Origin of the sequence: Nocardia sp. CWNU-33 (assembly GCF_046764895.1) — a bacterium.
Taxonomy (GTDB): domain Bacteria; phylum Actinomycetota; class Actinomycetes; order Mycobacteriales; family Mycobacteriaceae; genus Nocardia.
On sequence record NZ_JBKOQN010000035.1, the window covers coordinates 1 to 13,215 of the forward strand.

Annotated in this window: 14 protein-coding genes and 1 tRNA gene; 7 read left to right on the forward strand and 8 right to left on the reverse strand. The window is 64.6% G+C overall.

Annotated elements, in window-relative coordinates; all coding sequences use genetic code 11:
• Window positions 1-443 precede the first annotated feature (443 nt).
• Complete coding sequence (locus tag ACLMAL_RS32240; protein WP_412002522.1) at window positions 444-1,322, reverse strand: CHAT domain-containing protein; 879 nt, start codon at window positions 1,320-1,322, stop codon at window positions 444-446.
• Window positions 1,323-1,894: 572 nt separating this feature from the next.
• Between ACLMAL_RS32240 and ACLMAL_RS32245 the strand changes: the two genes are divergently transcribed.
• Both ACLMAL_RS32245 and ACLMAL_RS32250 read left to right on the forward strand, forming a co-directional pair.
• A protein-coding gene (locus ACLMAL_RS32245; protein WP_412002575.1) for an IS5 family transposase occupies window positions 1,895-2,690 on the forward strand; the annotation gives its coding sequence in 2 pieces (ribosomal slippage) (window positions 1,895-2,215 and window positions 2,217-2,690; 795 coding nt in all).
• A gap of 578 nt (window positions 2,691-3,268) precedes the next feature.
• On the forward strand, window positions 3,269-3,553 hold the full coding sequence (locus ACLMAL_RS32250) for a hypothetical protein (protein ID WP_412002523.1): 285 nt from the start codon (window positions 3,269-3,271) through the stop codon (window positions 3,551-3,553).
• 267 nt (window positions 3,554-3,820) lie between these two features.
• Here ACLMAL_RS32250 and ACLMAL_RS32255 read toward each other — a convergent pair whose 3' ends face one another.
• From ACLMAL_RS32255 to ACLMAL_RS32280, 6 genes are all read right to left on the reverse strand, one after another.
• Complete coding sequence (locus tag ACLMAL_RS32255; protein ID WP_412002524.1) at window positions 3,821-5,965, reverse strand: hypothetical protein; 2,145 nt, start codon at window positions 5,963-5,965, stop codon at window positions 3,821-3,823.
• A 143-nt stretch (window positions 5,966-6,108) separates the two neighbouring features.
• On the reverse strand, window positions 6,109-7,476 hold the full coding sequence (locus ACLMAL_RS32260; protein ID WP_412002525.1) for a hypothetical protein: 1,368 nt from the start codon (window positions 7,474-7,476) through the stop codon (window positions 6,109-6,111).
• Window positions 7,473-7,673 carry a hypothetical protein gene (locus ACLMAL_RS32265; RefSeq protein WP_412002526.1) on the reverse strand — a complete coding sequence of 67 codons (201 nt, stop codon included), beginning with the start codon at window positions 7,671-7,673 and terminating at the stop codon, window positions 7,473-7,475. The genes ACLMAL_RS32260 and ACLMAL_RS32265 overlap by 4 nt, the downstream gene beginning before the upstream one ends.
• Window positions 7,674-7,686: 13 nt before the next feature.
• A complete protein-coding gene (locus ACLMAL_RS32270; RefSeq protein ID WP_412002527.1) occupies window positions 7,687-8,808 on the reverse strand; it encodes a tyrosine-type recombinase/integrase in 1,122 nt (373 codons plus the stop codon).
• Entirely contained in the window at window positions 8,805-9,263 is a 459-nt protein-coding gene (locus ACLMAL_RS32275) for a hypothetical protein (protein WP_412002528.1), read from the reverse strand. Before ACLMAL_RS32275 ends, ACLMAL_RS32270 begins: the two co-directional genes overlap by 4 nt.
• A 109-nt stretch (window positions 9,264-9,372) precedes the next feature.
• Window positions 9,373-9,457, reverse strand: a tRNA-Leu gene (locus ACLMAL_RS32280).
• A gap of 457 nt (window positions 9,458-9,914) precedes the next feature.
• Between ACLMAL_RS32280 and ACLMAL_RS32285 the strand changes: the two genes are divergently transcribed.
• The 5 genes from ACLMAL_RS32285 (at window position 9,915) to ACLMAL_RS32305 (ending at window position 13,064) form a co-directional block, all read left to right on the forward strand.
• Entirely contained in the window at window positions 9,915-10,271 is a 357-nt protein-coding gene (locus ACLMAL_RS32285) for a helix-turn-helix domain-containing protein (RefSeq protein ID WP_328400971.1), read from the forward strand.
• A gap of 214 nt (window positions 10,272-10,485) precedes the next feature.
• Window positions 10,486-11,847: a M20/M25/M40 family metallo-hydrolase gene (locus ACLMAL_RS32290; RefSeq protein WP_328400969.1), complete on the forward strand. Its 1,362-nt coding sequence runs from the start codon at window positions 10,486-10,488 to the stop codon at window positions 11,845-11,847.
• Window positions 11,848-11,867: 20 nt separating this feature from the next.
• A complete protein-coding gene (locus ACLMAL_RS32295) occupies window positions 11,868-12,395 on the forward strand; it encodes a YbhB/YbcL family Raf kinase inhibitor-like protein (protein ID WP_412002529.1) in 528 nt (175 codons plus the stop codon).
• A 247-nt stretch (window positions 12,396-12,642) separates the two neighbouring features.
• Entirely contained in the window at window positions 12,643-12,897 is a 255-nt protein-coding gene (locus ACLMAL_RS32300) for a Tn3 family transposase (RefSeq protein ID WP_412002576.1), read from the forward strand.
• Window positions 12,894-13,064, forward strand: a complete 171-nt coding sequence (locus ACLMAL_RS32305; RefSeq protein WP_412002530.1) for a hypothetical protein — start codon at window positions 12,894-12,896, stop codon at window positions 13,062-13,064. The genes ACLMAL_RS32300 and ACLMAL_RS32305 overlap by 4 nt, the downstream gene beginning before the upstream one ends.
• 1 nt (window position 13,065) lies before the next feature.
• On the opposite strand, the gene ACLMAL_RS32310 is transcribed toward ACLMAL_RS32305, so the two are convergent.
• The gene (locus ACLMAL_RS32310) at window positions 13,066-13,209 is read right to left on the reverse strand and encodes a hypothetical protein (protein WP_412002531.1); all 144 of its coding nucleotides are present in this window, start codon (window positions 13,207-13,209) and stop codon (window positions 13,066-13,068) included.
• Window positions 13,210-13,215 lie beyond the last annotated feature (6 nt).

Genomic DNA, 13,215 nt, shown 5'->3' on the forward strand with positions numbered 1-13,215 from the left:
GAATCTCAGCCCAATCCTCCACGGAAAGCATCCCTTCGTCCTCCTGGCTCGGTTAGAGCCAGGGTCTGCGGACAGGGGGTCAAAATTCAGATGCCACGCGGTGATCAGTTTTCACGTTCCGCCGACACCGACGAGCTGTCGGATGCGAAACACCTGCCGCCTTCGCTGCCTGATTCACCGATCCAGTTGCGTTGAACACCAATCGGATAGGCTCGCGATCCACCGAACCGGACCGTTGCGTCGAACTCACCGATCGATCACCGAACTGACCAAGACCACCCGAAAACGACACGGCCGCCGCAACCTCTCAATCGAGAATGTTGCGACGACCGCATGAACCCGCCTCATCTCGGGCCGTTGGCGTCCGCTTGGAACGTCCGGAACTGCCGATTTGCGAGAGTTTCGACGGGACCGCGCCCTGAGGCGAAAGGTACGTTCAACCGTTACTGCTTCGGCACGGCTACGAGTTTCACCGACTTCGGCTCAATACCGTCCGCGACCGCTAGGCACGCCGCGTCATGATCCCCGCCTTGCAACTCCACGCCCGCTCGCCCGGCCAAAAACGCAGCCCACACAGAGTGGCCATTAGCTACCGACGAATAGAAGCTGGTGGCGAATACCATTGCGTCCACGTCAGCCACGCTGCCCCGCATACCTATTGCCAGTGGCGCGAAATGCTCAACGAGCGCCTCTGCCGTCGCAGCCGAGTCACAGGCGTTGAGCACCACCAGTTTCGGCGGCTCGTCGGTCGCCGCACACGCCGCCGCCAAAGCACTCTCGGTGACCACAACGCCCTCGTGTTGCTCGTCCAGATCTCGTTCGAGCGCGATCAGCTTGTCTCCACCGTGGCCGGCGAAGTGCACCACGTGTGGGCGGAACTTTGCGATCCCTTCCTGAAGGTCCGCAGCCGTCGCGGACAGCCTTACATCGAACTCGACGAGGTCACGGTGCAAAGCGGCTTCCACGGCCTTGCGGATACGGGTGTGTTCGCGCGTGATCCGCAAGTCTCCCTCGGGCGAGGCGCCCAGCATCAGGATTCGGAGTGTCTCCACCGCAGGTTCGGCCGATGCACGGACGAGTGTGGCCTTACCTGAGATCACGTCGTACTTCGCACCGGTGTGATCGAGTGTGTCACTGCCGAAGGGGCTTTGAAGTACTTGGACTTCCCGCAGGCGCATTGTCTTCGATTTGCCATTCGGCAGCGTGTCCGTCACCTCGTCACCGTCTTCGACGTCAGCATCTACTCTGAAAGTGATTCCATGCTGGGGGCCGAGGTCCATGGCCTCAATATCGAATACAGTCGCTGTACCGTCGTCAGCCACGCGGCGTAGCTTCATTCTCTTGCCCTGCATGTTTCGTGGAACCATCCGAGCCCCTTCGACGTCACCTTGGCTGTCAGAAGTGTAGTCATGGGACGGTTACGGGCCGCAGCACCTGGCTGACGCCCTCGGCTAAGGCATACTTGGAAGGCGTCCCGCTCGGGCTGATGCCTTGTGTCCTGCATTGCCGCTGATCCCGAAACAGTGCAGGCCCAGCCTCATCCATTGAATTCCCTTAGACCATGTCTCACGTCGCAGAATCAGGAAGCGCAGTCGGCAGCCAGTTGTACTCACCACTCCTGGGGGTGCGCAGTTCGAGCCAGTTGATAGCATGAGTGCCGGTCGGACAGACTGCTTCGGCGTACGCGACTAGGAGGTGGTCGCCGCCATTGATTTGGGTCAGGCCAGGCCGAATATTTCGGGGGCATGCGTATAGATGTACGTTTGCCGAAAACCCACCTCCTTCGCGCACTATCAAAGAACCGCATCTGACGTTGATGTGATGCCTGCAGGGCGTCGGGAACCGTTGTGCTGCATGATGTCTCGTCGTGGTCATCGAGTTCTCCAGCCGGTTGGTGTCCGATGAGTTGTGGGAGCTGGCCGAGCCGCTGCTGCCGAAGTTCAGCCCTCGCACGCAAGGCGGTGGGACCGCACCGATCGACCAGCGGTCGGTATTCACGGCTGTGGTGTATGTGCTGACCAGCGGTTGTGCGTGGCGGATGCTGCCGCCGTCGTTCGGGGTGACCGTACCGACTGCGCATCGCCGGTTCACCGTGTGGATCTGCGTCGGTGTCTGGCGGCGGTTGCATCGGGCCGTGCTGGACCAGCTTGGCAGCCGAGGATTGATCGACTGGTCACGAGTGGTGATCGACGCATCGTCGGTGCGAGCAAAAAGGGGGACCTCTGACCGGTCCGTCCCCGGTGGACCGCGGCAAGGCGGGCTCGAAGATCCACGTGCTGTCCGATCGCGCCGGAGTGCCTTTGTCCGTGGGCGTTTCGGCGGCCAACACCAACGACGCCGAGGCGTTGAAGCCACTGGTCCAGGCAATCCCTGCGATACGGTCGCGGCGCGGGCAGCGTCGGCGCAAGCCCGCGAAGCTGCACGCGGACAAGGCCTACGACACCGCCGAAATGCGCAGTTGGGTGCGCGATCGCGGCATCGCGGTCCGCATCGCCCGCAAGGGTGTCGAATCCTCGCAGAGACTGGGTCGCCACCGTTGGGTGATCGAGCGCACGATTTCCTGGCTGACCGGCTATCACCGGCTCAACATCCGATATGACCGCAAGGCAATCCACTTCTGCGCGTTCCTCACGCTGGCCGCGGCACTCACCTGCTTCAAGAAACTGATGAAGCCGAAACCTCCGACGTGAGACACGGTCTTAGGAAGATAGGAAGTTCGGTGATTCACTGGTTCCGTGCGCGAACCGCAGGATCTGCCCGATGAGGTGATCAACGCCGTATGGGATGAGGTCGGTCCCGACATCGACCGTGCGCTAGATCGTGTCCGTTCAGTTCGTGCGTTTCGGACCGCTCCAGGATCTGTGCTCGCAGGTGACGACGCAGTGTTCAGACCTTCCCCCTACTCTGTTAGCGGGGCTGTCGTATCGTGTCTGACCTCGGGCATGGACCACCTGCATGCCCTGAAGTCACATGTCGTCGGCGGGCCCATGCTCCACATCTCATCGCCATTCAGCCTCGCCCGCGGCGCCCTTGAAAATCTGTCGATTGCGTACTGGATCCTGCATCCGGCTGAGCGGGCTGATCGAGTGCAGCGCGCCCTTCGGTGGTGGGCGCAGAACTGCCTGGATGCGGAGCGGGCTCTCCGGCCGGTAGGAGCTATCGAAGACGGCGAGACAGAATCGGCTCTGCTTCAGCTGGAGGAAGTGGCACGACGGACCACTGGCGTCACCGCCGCCCTATCCGCAGGGGCCACAGCAGTACAGTGGCGGTGAAGTACACCGACCAGCACGCGGTAGAGGCTCGGCAGGTCCTCTTTGCATGGCAACTGTGCTCCGGGTTCGCGCACGGTCGAGGCTGGGCGATCCATGGAATGTCCAGCGCCGAGACTCTCCGCGTCGCCGAGCAGGATGAAGAGATTGTCCAGTTGTCGCCAAACGACACAGCCATTCTGTGGGTGACCCTTACGTCGCTCAGTCTGACCTCAGAGACCTTCCACATTCTCGACCAAAAGGCAGGCGAGGCTTCCGAGCAAAGTTCAGCGGCCGAGCGCTAGTCGAACCCAACCGGAAGTGACCGGGCCGCCTATGAGCCCCACAGGACCGCTGCGCGGACGGGAAACCAGCAAGCCGCCGCGCCCCTTTCCTCCCGACTCGTCATGATCCCAGGCTCTGACTCTGGCTGCACTTCGGGAAAGTGCGCTGTAATGGCTCATATCGCGCGTTGGGTCAGTCGTTGGTCTTGGCCGCGGGAATGCGGCCAAGACTATCTGGGCCTGCCCGGAGAGGTTCGGCCGGCAGCGGCCACGCAACTTCCGAGGGTGTCAGGGTGGTGACTGCGACGTATCCACCAAGCCGTGCGGTGCGTAACGCCGAAACGGTTCGTCCGGGCATCTGATTCGTAAGGTCAGGTATGGCTCTTGGTGACAGATATCGTGGTCCGCCACCGTTCGTCGCTCGCGTCGCGTGGCCAGCTGCGCAACAGACCGCGAGGGTTTTGCGGCTTGGTCTTCAGACTGCGCTTCGTGTAGTTCGTATCGAGTCGCGAGCCAGGCGCGCCAGAGTGCACGTTGTTGCCGGTGGCGGGATATGCGCTCTCGACGCAGCTGCGGGAGGCCGTGTGCGGTCGCGATGTCGTCGAGAGTGGTAGGACCTTCGTAGATGCGGCCCTTGGTGTGGGTGAGAAGCCCGGCGGTGGTAAGGGTCGCCAGCGCGGCGTACCCGCTGCTGCGGTTCATTCGGGCGGCCGCAATTGCTTCTGTCGGAGTCGCTGCCTGATCGCCGAGCACGGTTTCGTACAGCCGGCGGCAGTGCAGTCCGAGGATGCTCCAGGCCGGATGCACCGGCTCTACCCGAACCGTTTGGCTCCCTGCCGGATTCGATGAGTCCGGATGGTCGTCGACTTGGGGTCTGACCAATGCATAGGCATCAGCGAGGAGCCCTGCGCCACGTCGTGTCCTCAGAATAGGAGAGCCGGGGAGGTCGCGAAGTTCGCGCAGGACCTGCCAGACGGTGGTCTCCGGGATTCCCGCGGCCATGAGCGATACCGACCGGCCGCCCAGCTCCACGATCGGGACACCGCGCACGACGGTCCCGCCGATCGCCGAGCCATACGCCAATGCCTGAAGGACAGCGAGCGCGCTCCAGCGTCGGGGGGATCGTGGCCATTGCGCGTCGACCCACTGTGTCGCGGCGGTGAGCCAGCGAGCTTGTTTTTTCGTTCGCGAATTGTCTCCCCACCACCCCCCTGTGTGCTCTTTGGACTTGTGCGCGAGTGAGCGGAATTCGAGTGCGATCCGGTTCGCCCAGCGGCAGGCCGCATCCCAGTCGCGACCTAGCGCGGCGTCAGCCCCAGCCCCGTAACGGTGGTAGGCGTCAGCGAATCCGGCCCAGGTCCCACCTGCGGCGGGGAACTGTGCACGAATGTCGTTGAGGCAGTACCCGCGCAGCACGGCGGCGGCGAGGACGGCCTGGCGGGCAGCGGAGCGGTCCAGGCGTCCGTCCCGCGCGCGCCAGCGACCGTTCGCAGGTGCCGAGCCGTTGATGGCGAATGCGCGCACCGCGCTCGGCATCGGTGTCCTGAGCCGGATCTGCGTGCGCAGTCGTGCACGGTCGCCGCTGTCCTCCCATAGCGGGGAGGCCTCGGCTCCGGCGGTGCCCGTCGCGCGCGATGTGTGCACAGTGGTCGCGCGCACCGTGCATGGAGCCGATGCGGAGCCGGCCGGGTCATGCGGGAGCAGTGCACGGTCGTGCATCTCCAGCAGTCGGGACAGGCGGGGAACGAACCCGGCGTCGGAGCGGACGGTGAGCGCTTGGACCGCGTCGTCAAGGCTGCCGTCGAGTTCGCGGAATCCGCCTTCACGACAGCGAGATCCGGGCGGGGTGATGCAGCCGGTGGCGGGGTTCAGCATCGGGGTGATGTCGAGGCTGGGTAGCTGCTCGGCGAGCAGCCGTAGCAGAGGTTCGAGGTCAGCTCTGGTGAGAGCGATGCCCATCGGCAGTGGGATCAGGACGTGGCGGCCACCGCTGGTGCTGCGGTCGGCGATCGCCTTGCCGCCGCAGTCGCCGATCCAGCGCAGGCACCGCGCGACATCATTGTCGACGCCTTGGCGGCCACAGTGTTTGGCGTCGAAATCCAGTGCGAGCAACCGCGTACGGCCGCGGAGGTACAGCGGCACCGCCGCGGGATAGGCGGGCAGTCGGCGGGTCAGCTGCTGAGCATGCGCGCGATAAACGCCGTCTTCGGGGCTCCACAACCGCATGGAGCGGCGGGCGGCCAGCAGAGGCGCCAGGGTGGTGAACAGCGCCTGCGCTTGCGCGTAGGTATCGCTGGAAGGGGTTGGGGGACAAGGGAGTAGGGGTTGCCCAGGTAGGTCAGGAATGGCTGTGCGCGCTGGTGCGTCGCCCGAGAAGAGGGCCGTTGCAGGCGCGTGCAGGCGTGAGCTACCCTGGGACGTGCTAAGCCTCATTAGCGCGACCTTCGGGTTGTGAAGCGGGCCCTCAGTTCCAGCTGGGGGCCTTTGCTATATCTGGAGTTGCGATCAGGGGCAGGATCGGTGCGGGGGCCGTCTATTTCTTGTGTTTCACATGGGCTCACCCACTCGCTGACCGATCAGGCTGTTCGGATCGGAGTTCTTACCTCCTGCTGTTGGTTGATCGGCAGGCCGAGGGATTGTGCTCGGTACACGATGCGACCGATGGTGGATGCGTGGAAGCGCTCACCGGTTTCTTCTGCCATCTCGTTGGCGATGAATTGATGGGCCAGGCCACGCGCGGCTTTCTCGAGCACCGAGATCAGGTGCTGCTCAGGCATCGGGGTCTGCCTACGGCTCCTCATGTGCCGTGCGATGTGGACGATGATGTCCGCGTCGTTCTCTGAGATCCCGGCGGCAGCAGTGGCCGCCTGCACCGCTTCGGAGGTCGGAGGTGAGGTCACCTCGGCAACGGTGGCCCCCGATGTGGGCGAGGCCGTGCTGGGGAAGACAGTGGAACCGTAGGCCGGGACAAGGGTGATCGGCGACGGCGCAGGGACCGGCGCGGCTTGGGGTAACTCGGCGATCTCAGATGGGCTGTCGTCGGTGTCGTGAGCTGCCGATGTTGCCGACACTTCGTCGATCATCTTGGCGTAGCGTGCAGCCAGCCAGGCATGCAGCCACATGAGGACCACGACCATGGTCGGCGCGACACTGTACTGCGCGGCGCGCCCGAAGTTCGCGGCCGCCAAGTGCGGTCCGGCGTTCAGCGAGACGGTGGCGAGCAGCAACGCCGCTTCGAAAAGCACAATGCGCGAGCGATCGACAAGCCTGCCCAGCCGGGCCGCGATGGTCGCCTGAGCCATGATCTCGAGGATCGGGATAGAGATCAGAGCCTCTAGACCGAAAGACAAAATCCACAGCACCAGCACCGGCCCCGTCGGGTCGGCGTGGTCCGGCGCAAAATTCATGCCTACGTTGATCGCTGACCACAACAGCGCACCGACTATCGCGACGCGCAGTCGGGTCGACATACCCGTGGTGCGCCGGTAGAGCATGCCCACCTGTGTGTCGGGGCTGGTTTCGCGCCGCCGCGCCGCCAATGCCCGCTCGTGCCAACGACGCTCGCTGGCAACGGCCCGACGATCCTTAGCCGCCTGCTTGTGGTCGCGGTAGACGTCGGCACCCTCCAGCGCCGCGATACGTGCACGCTGACGTCGCTTCTGGCGGCGCAGCCGGACATGGAGCCGGTATTCGGCCGCGATCTCGTCTTCGGTCATCGCGCGATACAGCAGCGGATCATCCTGGATCGTGACTGTGTCGTAGGCATAGTCCAGCCACTGTCGCAGCGGGCGAGAACCCGGGCCGCTGCGGCGAATCAGCCCCCACCACAGCCGCGTCCACGGCCGCCGGATGGCAGTCGGTTCGGGTGCCGACGCGGTTGAGGTTGCGGTCGTGTCGGCCGAATCGTCGACGTGTGACGCCCGGTCACGGGGTGGTGCGGTCATCGGGTGGGGTCCTTCCAGCAAAACGGGCTCAGACCGGCATGGGCCCAGGCGGGATCGTCACCTGACAGCAGCGGGTGCAGCTCACCGGTGAGCGCGACGAGCGCTTCGACGACTTCTTCGCCGGTGAACGCGGGAGCGGAGTCGGATCTGAATTCGCCAGCGTGGGTGGCTTGTTCGTGGATCGCGGAGGTTGTCATGAGCTGATCTCCCTCAGATGTTTCGGCCCGACTTGATGCCAGCGCGCGTCGGCGGCAGGCTCGGCGGCGATCCAGAAATCGCTGCGCGACTCCCGGCATGGTCGAGGCTGGGTTCTGTCGTGGCCAAGGGGTGGGGTTCACCGGTGAGGTGAGCAATAGCGGTGGCGACTTCGTTGATGGTGGCGGTGGTGTAGATGCCGGTGGTGCCGCGGCTGGCCTGGCTGTGTCGGGCGAACTCGCTGGCCACGGCGTGGTTGTAGTGGCGTTCGATCCATGTGGTGGTGGTGTGGCGCAGCCAGTGAATGGAGATGCCGTGCGTCTGCACCCACGGCAAGTGGCGGCCGAGGCGTTCGAACAGCGCGTTGTAGCGACGGCGGGTGATGGGCTTGCCGTTGCGTGCACGCAATAACTGTTCGTTCGGCAGCGCATCGCGCTCCTCGCCGTGGCGGCACAACGCGCGCATCAGGGTCGGGGAGACCGGCTGCCAGAGTTCGGTGCCACCCTTTTCCCGCAGCAGGATCAGCGACTGGACCGGGTCCAAGTCCTGCGGACGCAAGCTCAGCGCCCCGCCACGGCGGCATCCGGACTCGGTGTGAAGCCGCAGCAGCAGGGTGTCGAGCTCGGGGTCGTTGCCCGTGGTCGAGGCGACATGCACGATTTGCGCGAGCAGATTCGCCGGCAGCGCGCGCCGGTTGGAACGGGTGCGTTTGGGTTTCTTCAGCCCGGCGACGGGGTTGTCACGCGGGTCGATCGTCCGATTGTCCTCGGCGTGCCTGTACAGCCGTCGCAACGCGTCAGTGACGTGGCGGACCACATCGTTGCCTCCGCGGTCGCTGCGACGGATCACCCGCTGTGCACGGATCGCCTCGCACAACACCTGAAAATCGGCGGTCGTCGACTCGTCCAGACGCCGCTGGGCCCACCCGGGCTGGGCGAGGATCTTGTCCCAATAGGTCTGGTAGTGATCGCGGGTGCGCCCCTGCGGCATCGAGGCCAGCACCTTCGGGATGTGCTCGGCGAAAGTCGGCACCGCACGAGCGGTTTCGGTCCCTGCTGCCAGATCGGCGAGGGTGAGTCCGAGACTTTTCATCATCGTCTGCATCGCGGCGATGTCGGAGTCTGTGCGCGTGCTCATGCGTCGGCTCCTTCGGCGAAGCGGCGCGCAAGGATCTCATCGAGCACGTGGGCCGGGTACACCACCAGCAGAGACTGTTCGGGGTCGGCGGCCAGCAGAACGCGGTCGTGGATGGCGATGTGTGCGCCGCGGCGTACGGCCGCGGGCAGGGACAGGTGTCCGTGCTTGGTGACGCCGCGGCGGCCGTAGCCGGGGCGGGTGATCACGATCAACCCGCTGTTGATCCGCCACGACAGCAGATCCCCGGGACGCCAGTCCAACGCGGTCAGGACGGCCTTGTCGATCACGCGCCCGTTGGTATCGACCGGACGGATGCTGTGTACCGCCGAGGACTTGGGCGGTAGCTCGACGTTGCCCAGCGGCAACCCCGGCGCGCCGGGAATCGCATGAATGCCATCGGTGGCGTTGAGCGCAGAGAACGATGGAATGACCGGTGCGAGTGTGTCATGGCTCACAGGAATCACCCCCGGAGGGGGTGAAACCGCAGGTCGCGAGAAAATTCCCATGATGGGTGTCCAGGCTGAGCCTGGACCCCTTTTCTGAGGCATATTTGCCACAATTTTGTGTCCGGAGGGGGACTTGAACCCCCACGCCCGTTAAAGGGCACTAGCACCTCAAGCTAGCGCGTCTGCCATTCCGCCACCCGGACCGGTGGTGCTCAGCAAGGTTATCGGATGTGAGTGCGTGGAACCAAATCGCGCGTCTACCTGGCAATTCTCGGGGATGTGGCCGGGAGGCCATGCGTTCACGGAGGAAGTGGCGAATGCACGGCGCCGTGGCCGGGTCAGCAGAGTTCTTCGATGGTTCGTTCGAATCCCAGCGGACTGTGGCCGTCGGCGATTTGGCGGTCGATGAGATTTTTGATGGGGGCGAGATGTCGAGGGCTACGCCGGCGTCGCGGCTATCGCCTTGCCCATCGCGCCGAGTCCGAGGACCGTCACCGGAGGGTGCTGGGTTTCCGCCATTGCGGGTCGTCCCCTTGGTTGGTGAATGTGGTGGTCAGCGCGCTGGAACCAAGGTTGCTCTTTGCCCGACGGACCGACAAGTACCTACTATTCGGTCGGGTACTTACCACTCGGTTTGTGAACAGGTAACGAGGTCGGACCATGGGCGAAAAGAGATCCGGACCATACTTCTGCGGCATCGACGCGGCGATGGATGTCGTCGGCGGGAAGTGGAAGGTGCTGATCCTCTGGGAGCTGGAGAACCACGGTGTGCGCCGCTTCGGTGAACTGCGCCGCGGCCTGCCGGGGGTGTCGGAGAAGATGCTCATCCAGCAGCTGCGCGAGCTCGAGCAGGACGGCATCGTGGACCGCGAGATCTATCGCGAGGTCCCGCCACGGGTCGAATACCGCCTGACCGAGCTGGGCACGGCGCTCAACGCCGCACTCGAACCGCTCGGCGCTTGGGGCCGCGCCCGCATAGATCGCATCGGAGCGGCCAAAGTCCACTCGTCCGCGTGATCGAGTGCCACATCGTGGTGGCCCGGTCTCGCGTTTCGCCCAAGCCATGTGCCACTCGCCGGCGATCACCCGGGCGGTTTTCCGCTCAGGCTGATGTTGGCCGCGGGCGTCCGTAGGATTGCCCACCACAAGCGGTGCTGTGCAGGCGTCCTTCACCCGGCGCGGCGGGAGGCGCAGCATGGGATCCCGGCGGGTAGATGGTAGGAAAGGGTACGTGTCAGCAAGTGGCGAAGGATCCGGCCCGAAAAGTAGCAGTCGTGCGGTGTCGGAGGTGGTGGAGCTGGTCAGTGCGCTGATCCGGTTCGACACCTCCAACACCGGCGATCTGGCAACCACCAAGGGTGAGCGCGAGTGTGCGCAGTGGGTGGCCGATCAGTTGCATCAGGCGGGCTACACCACCGAGTACGTGGAGTCGGGTGCGCCGGGACGCGGAAATGTGTTCGCGCGGTTGAAGGGCGCCGATTCCAGCCGGGGCGCGCTGATGATGCACGGTCACCTGGATGTGGTGCCGGCCGAGGCCGCAGACTGGAGTGTGCACCCTTTCTCCGGCGCGGTTCGTGACGGTTATGTGTGGGGGCGTGGCGCGATCGATATGAAGGACATGGTCGGCATGATGCTGGCGATCGCGCGCCAGTTCAAGATCGAGGGGACGGTGCCGCCGCGCGATATCGTGTTCGCCTTCCTCGCCGATGAAGAGAACGGCGGCAAGTGGGGATCACAATGGCTGGTGGACAACCGGCCCGATCTGTTCGCCGGGATCACCGAGGCAGTGGGGGAGGTCGGCGGGTTCTCGCTGACGGTCCCGCGCCCCGACGGCACCGAACGCAGGCTTTACCTGGTGGAGACAGCGGAGAAGGGGCTGGGCTGGATGCGGTTGCGCGCCAAGGCCCGTGCGGGCCACGGCTCGTTCCTGCACGAGGACAATGCCGTCACCATCTTGGCCGACGCGGTCGCCCGACTCGGCAAACACACCTTCCCACTGGTGCTTTCGGATTCCGTCGCCGAATTCCTGGCCGCGGTATCGGAGGAGACGGGCCTGCAATTCGATCCGGCGAGCCCCGACATCGAGGGCCAACTCGCGAAACTCGGCACCATTTCCCGCATTATCGGCGCGACGCTGCGTGACACTGCGAATCCGACCATGTTGCAGGCCGGTTACAAAGCCAATGTCATCCCACAGACCGCGGAGGCGGTCGTGGACTGCCGCGTGGTGCCCGGACGGCAGGAGGCATTCGAGCGCGAGGTGGACGAACTGATCGGCCCGGACGTCGAACGGGAGTGGATCACCAAGCTCGATTCCTACGAAACAACCTTCGACGGGCATCTCGTCGACGCTATGAACGACGCCATCCTCGCCCACGACCCACAGGGCCGCACCGTGCCATACATGCTTTCGGGCGGCACCGACGCAAAGGCGTTTGCGCGCTTGGGTATTCGCTGCTTCGGCTTCGCACCGCTGCAGCTGCCGCCGGAACTGGACTTCACCGCGCTCTTCCATGGCGTCGACGAACGCGTTCCGGTGGACGCGCTCGAGTTCGGCACCCAGGTATTGGAACATTTCTTGTTGCACAGCTGAATCAATCCGGAGAGGACCCCATGACCTACAACCCCTACGACGCGCTCCCGCAGGTGCCCACCTTCACGGTGACCTCGGAAGACATCACCCCAGGCGAGTCGCTGCGCAACGATCAGGTGAGCGAGTTCTTCGGTGTCGGCGGCAAGGACATCTCGCCGCAGTTGTCGTGGTCCGGATTCCCGGAGGAGACAAAGAGTTTCGCGGTTACGGTGTACGATCCGGACGCACCGACCGCGGCGGGCTTCTGGCACTGGGCCGTCGTGAACATCCCGGCGACGACCACCTCGCTGCCTGCGGGCGCGGGGAGCAAGGGCGGCACGCTGCCCGAGGGTGCGATCAACCTGCGTAACGACGCGTCGTTCCCCGGCTTCGTCGGCGCCGCGCCCCCCGCGGGCCACGGACCGCATCGGTACTTCGTGGTGGTGCACGCCGTTGATGTGGAGAGCCTGGAGGTCCCCGAAGATGCGACACCGGCGTTCCTCGGATTCAACCTGTACTTCCACACCCTCGCCCGCGCGACCGTGGTCGCCACCTATGAGGTGAAGTAGTCTCGAAAACCGTTGTGGCCCTGAGCGAGACTTGGGTTCCAGTGGTTGTTGCAACACTCCTGTGAAGGGGTGTTGTGGACTTCGAGATTCGGGCCGACCGTGACAAGTCGCAAGGTTCCAGACGGTTGGTCCGCGAGCGAGCTGCATACCTGCAGCTTGTGCGCGAGAGGCTGAGCAACGAGGAAGCGTGCCGGATCGTCGGGATCAACGCGAGGACCGGCAGGCGATGGGCGAACGGACGCAACGCATGTGGCCGATTCAAGGCGGCACCACCGAGCAATGCGGTGGTGCCGCCTTCGCCGTCAGAGCCAGGTCGCTACTTGTCCGAGGGCGACCGTATCCATACCGCCACGACCTCGGACGGCGAATCTTCCATGGCAAGAAAGGCGAGATCACCCGCAACTACTACGAAGGGATGGAAGACCAACTCTCCGCCCTCGGGCTCGTCTTGAACTGTGTCGTACGTACTGTGGGAACACCGTCTACATGGATCGGGCAGTGAACCAGCTCCGTGCCCAGGACTATCCGGTGCTCGATGCCGATGTCGCCCGGCTCTCGGCGTTCATCCGGGACCACATCGGCATCGATGGGCACTACGCGTTCCACCTGCCCGATCCGGGCGGGAATCATCGGCCGCTGCGCGACCTCGACAGCGCCGACGACGACTGACTCATCGGGCCAACCGTCCGGACAGCGGCAGGATCGTCACGGCCTTGCCGCCGTCGGTCGTGCAAGTCCACCGGTCGACGTCATCGACCGTGCTCCGTGCGGCCAGCTTGTCGTTCGTCGTCTGCACCTCGTCCTCGACGGGCACCCGGTA

Coding starts and splice junctions, on each gene's coding strand:
- ACLMAL_RS32270 (WP_412002527.1), bottom strand. CDS start 8,808: ATGAGCACGCGCACAGACTCCGACATCGCCGCGATGCAGACGATGATG.
- ACLMAL_RS32265 (WP_412002526.1), bottom strand. CDS start 7,673: ATGACAACCTCCGCGATCCACGAACAAGCCACCCACGCTGGCGAATTC.
- ACLMAL_RS32300 (WP_412002576.1), top strand. CDS start 12,643: ATGTGGCCGATTCAAGGCGGCACCACCGAGCAATGCGGTGGTGCCGCC.
- ACLMAL_RS32260 (WP_412002525.1), bottom strand. CDS start 7,476: ATGACCGCACCACCCCGTGACCGGGCGTCACACGTCGACGATTCGGCC.
- ACLMAL_RS32285 (WP_328400971.1), top strand. CDS start 9,915: ATGGGCGAAAAGAGATCCGGACCATACTTCTGCGGCATCGACGCGGCG.
- ACLMAL_RS32295 (WP_412002529.1), top strand. CDS start 11,868: ATGACCTACAACCCCTACGACGCGCTCCCGCAGGTGCCCACCTTCACG.
- ACLMAL_RS32255 (WP_412002524.1), bottom strand. CDS start 5,965: ATGAGGCTTAGCACGTCCCAGGGTAGCTCACGCCTGCACGCGCCTGCA.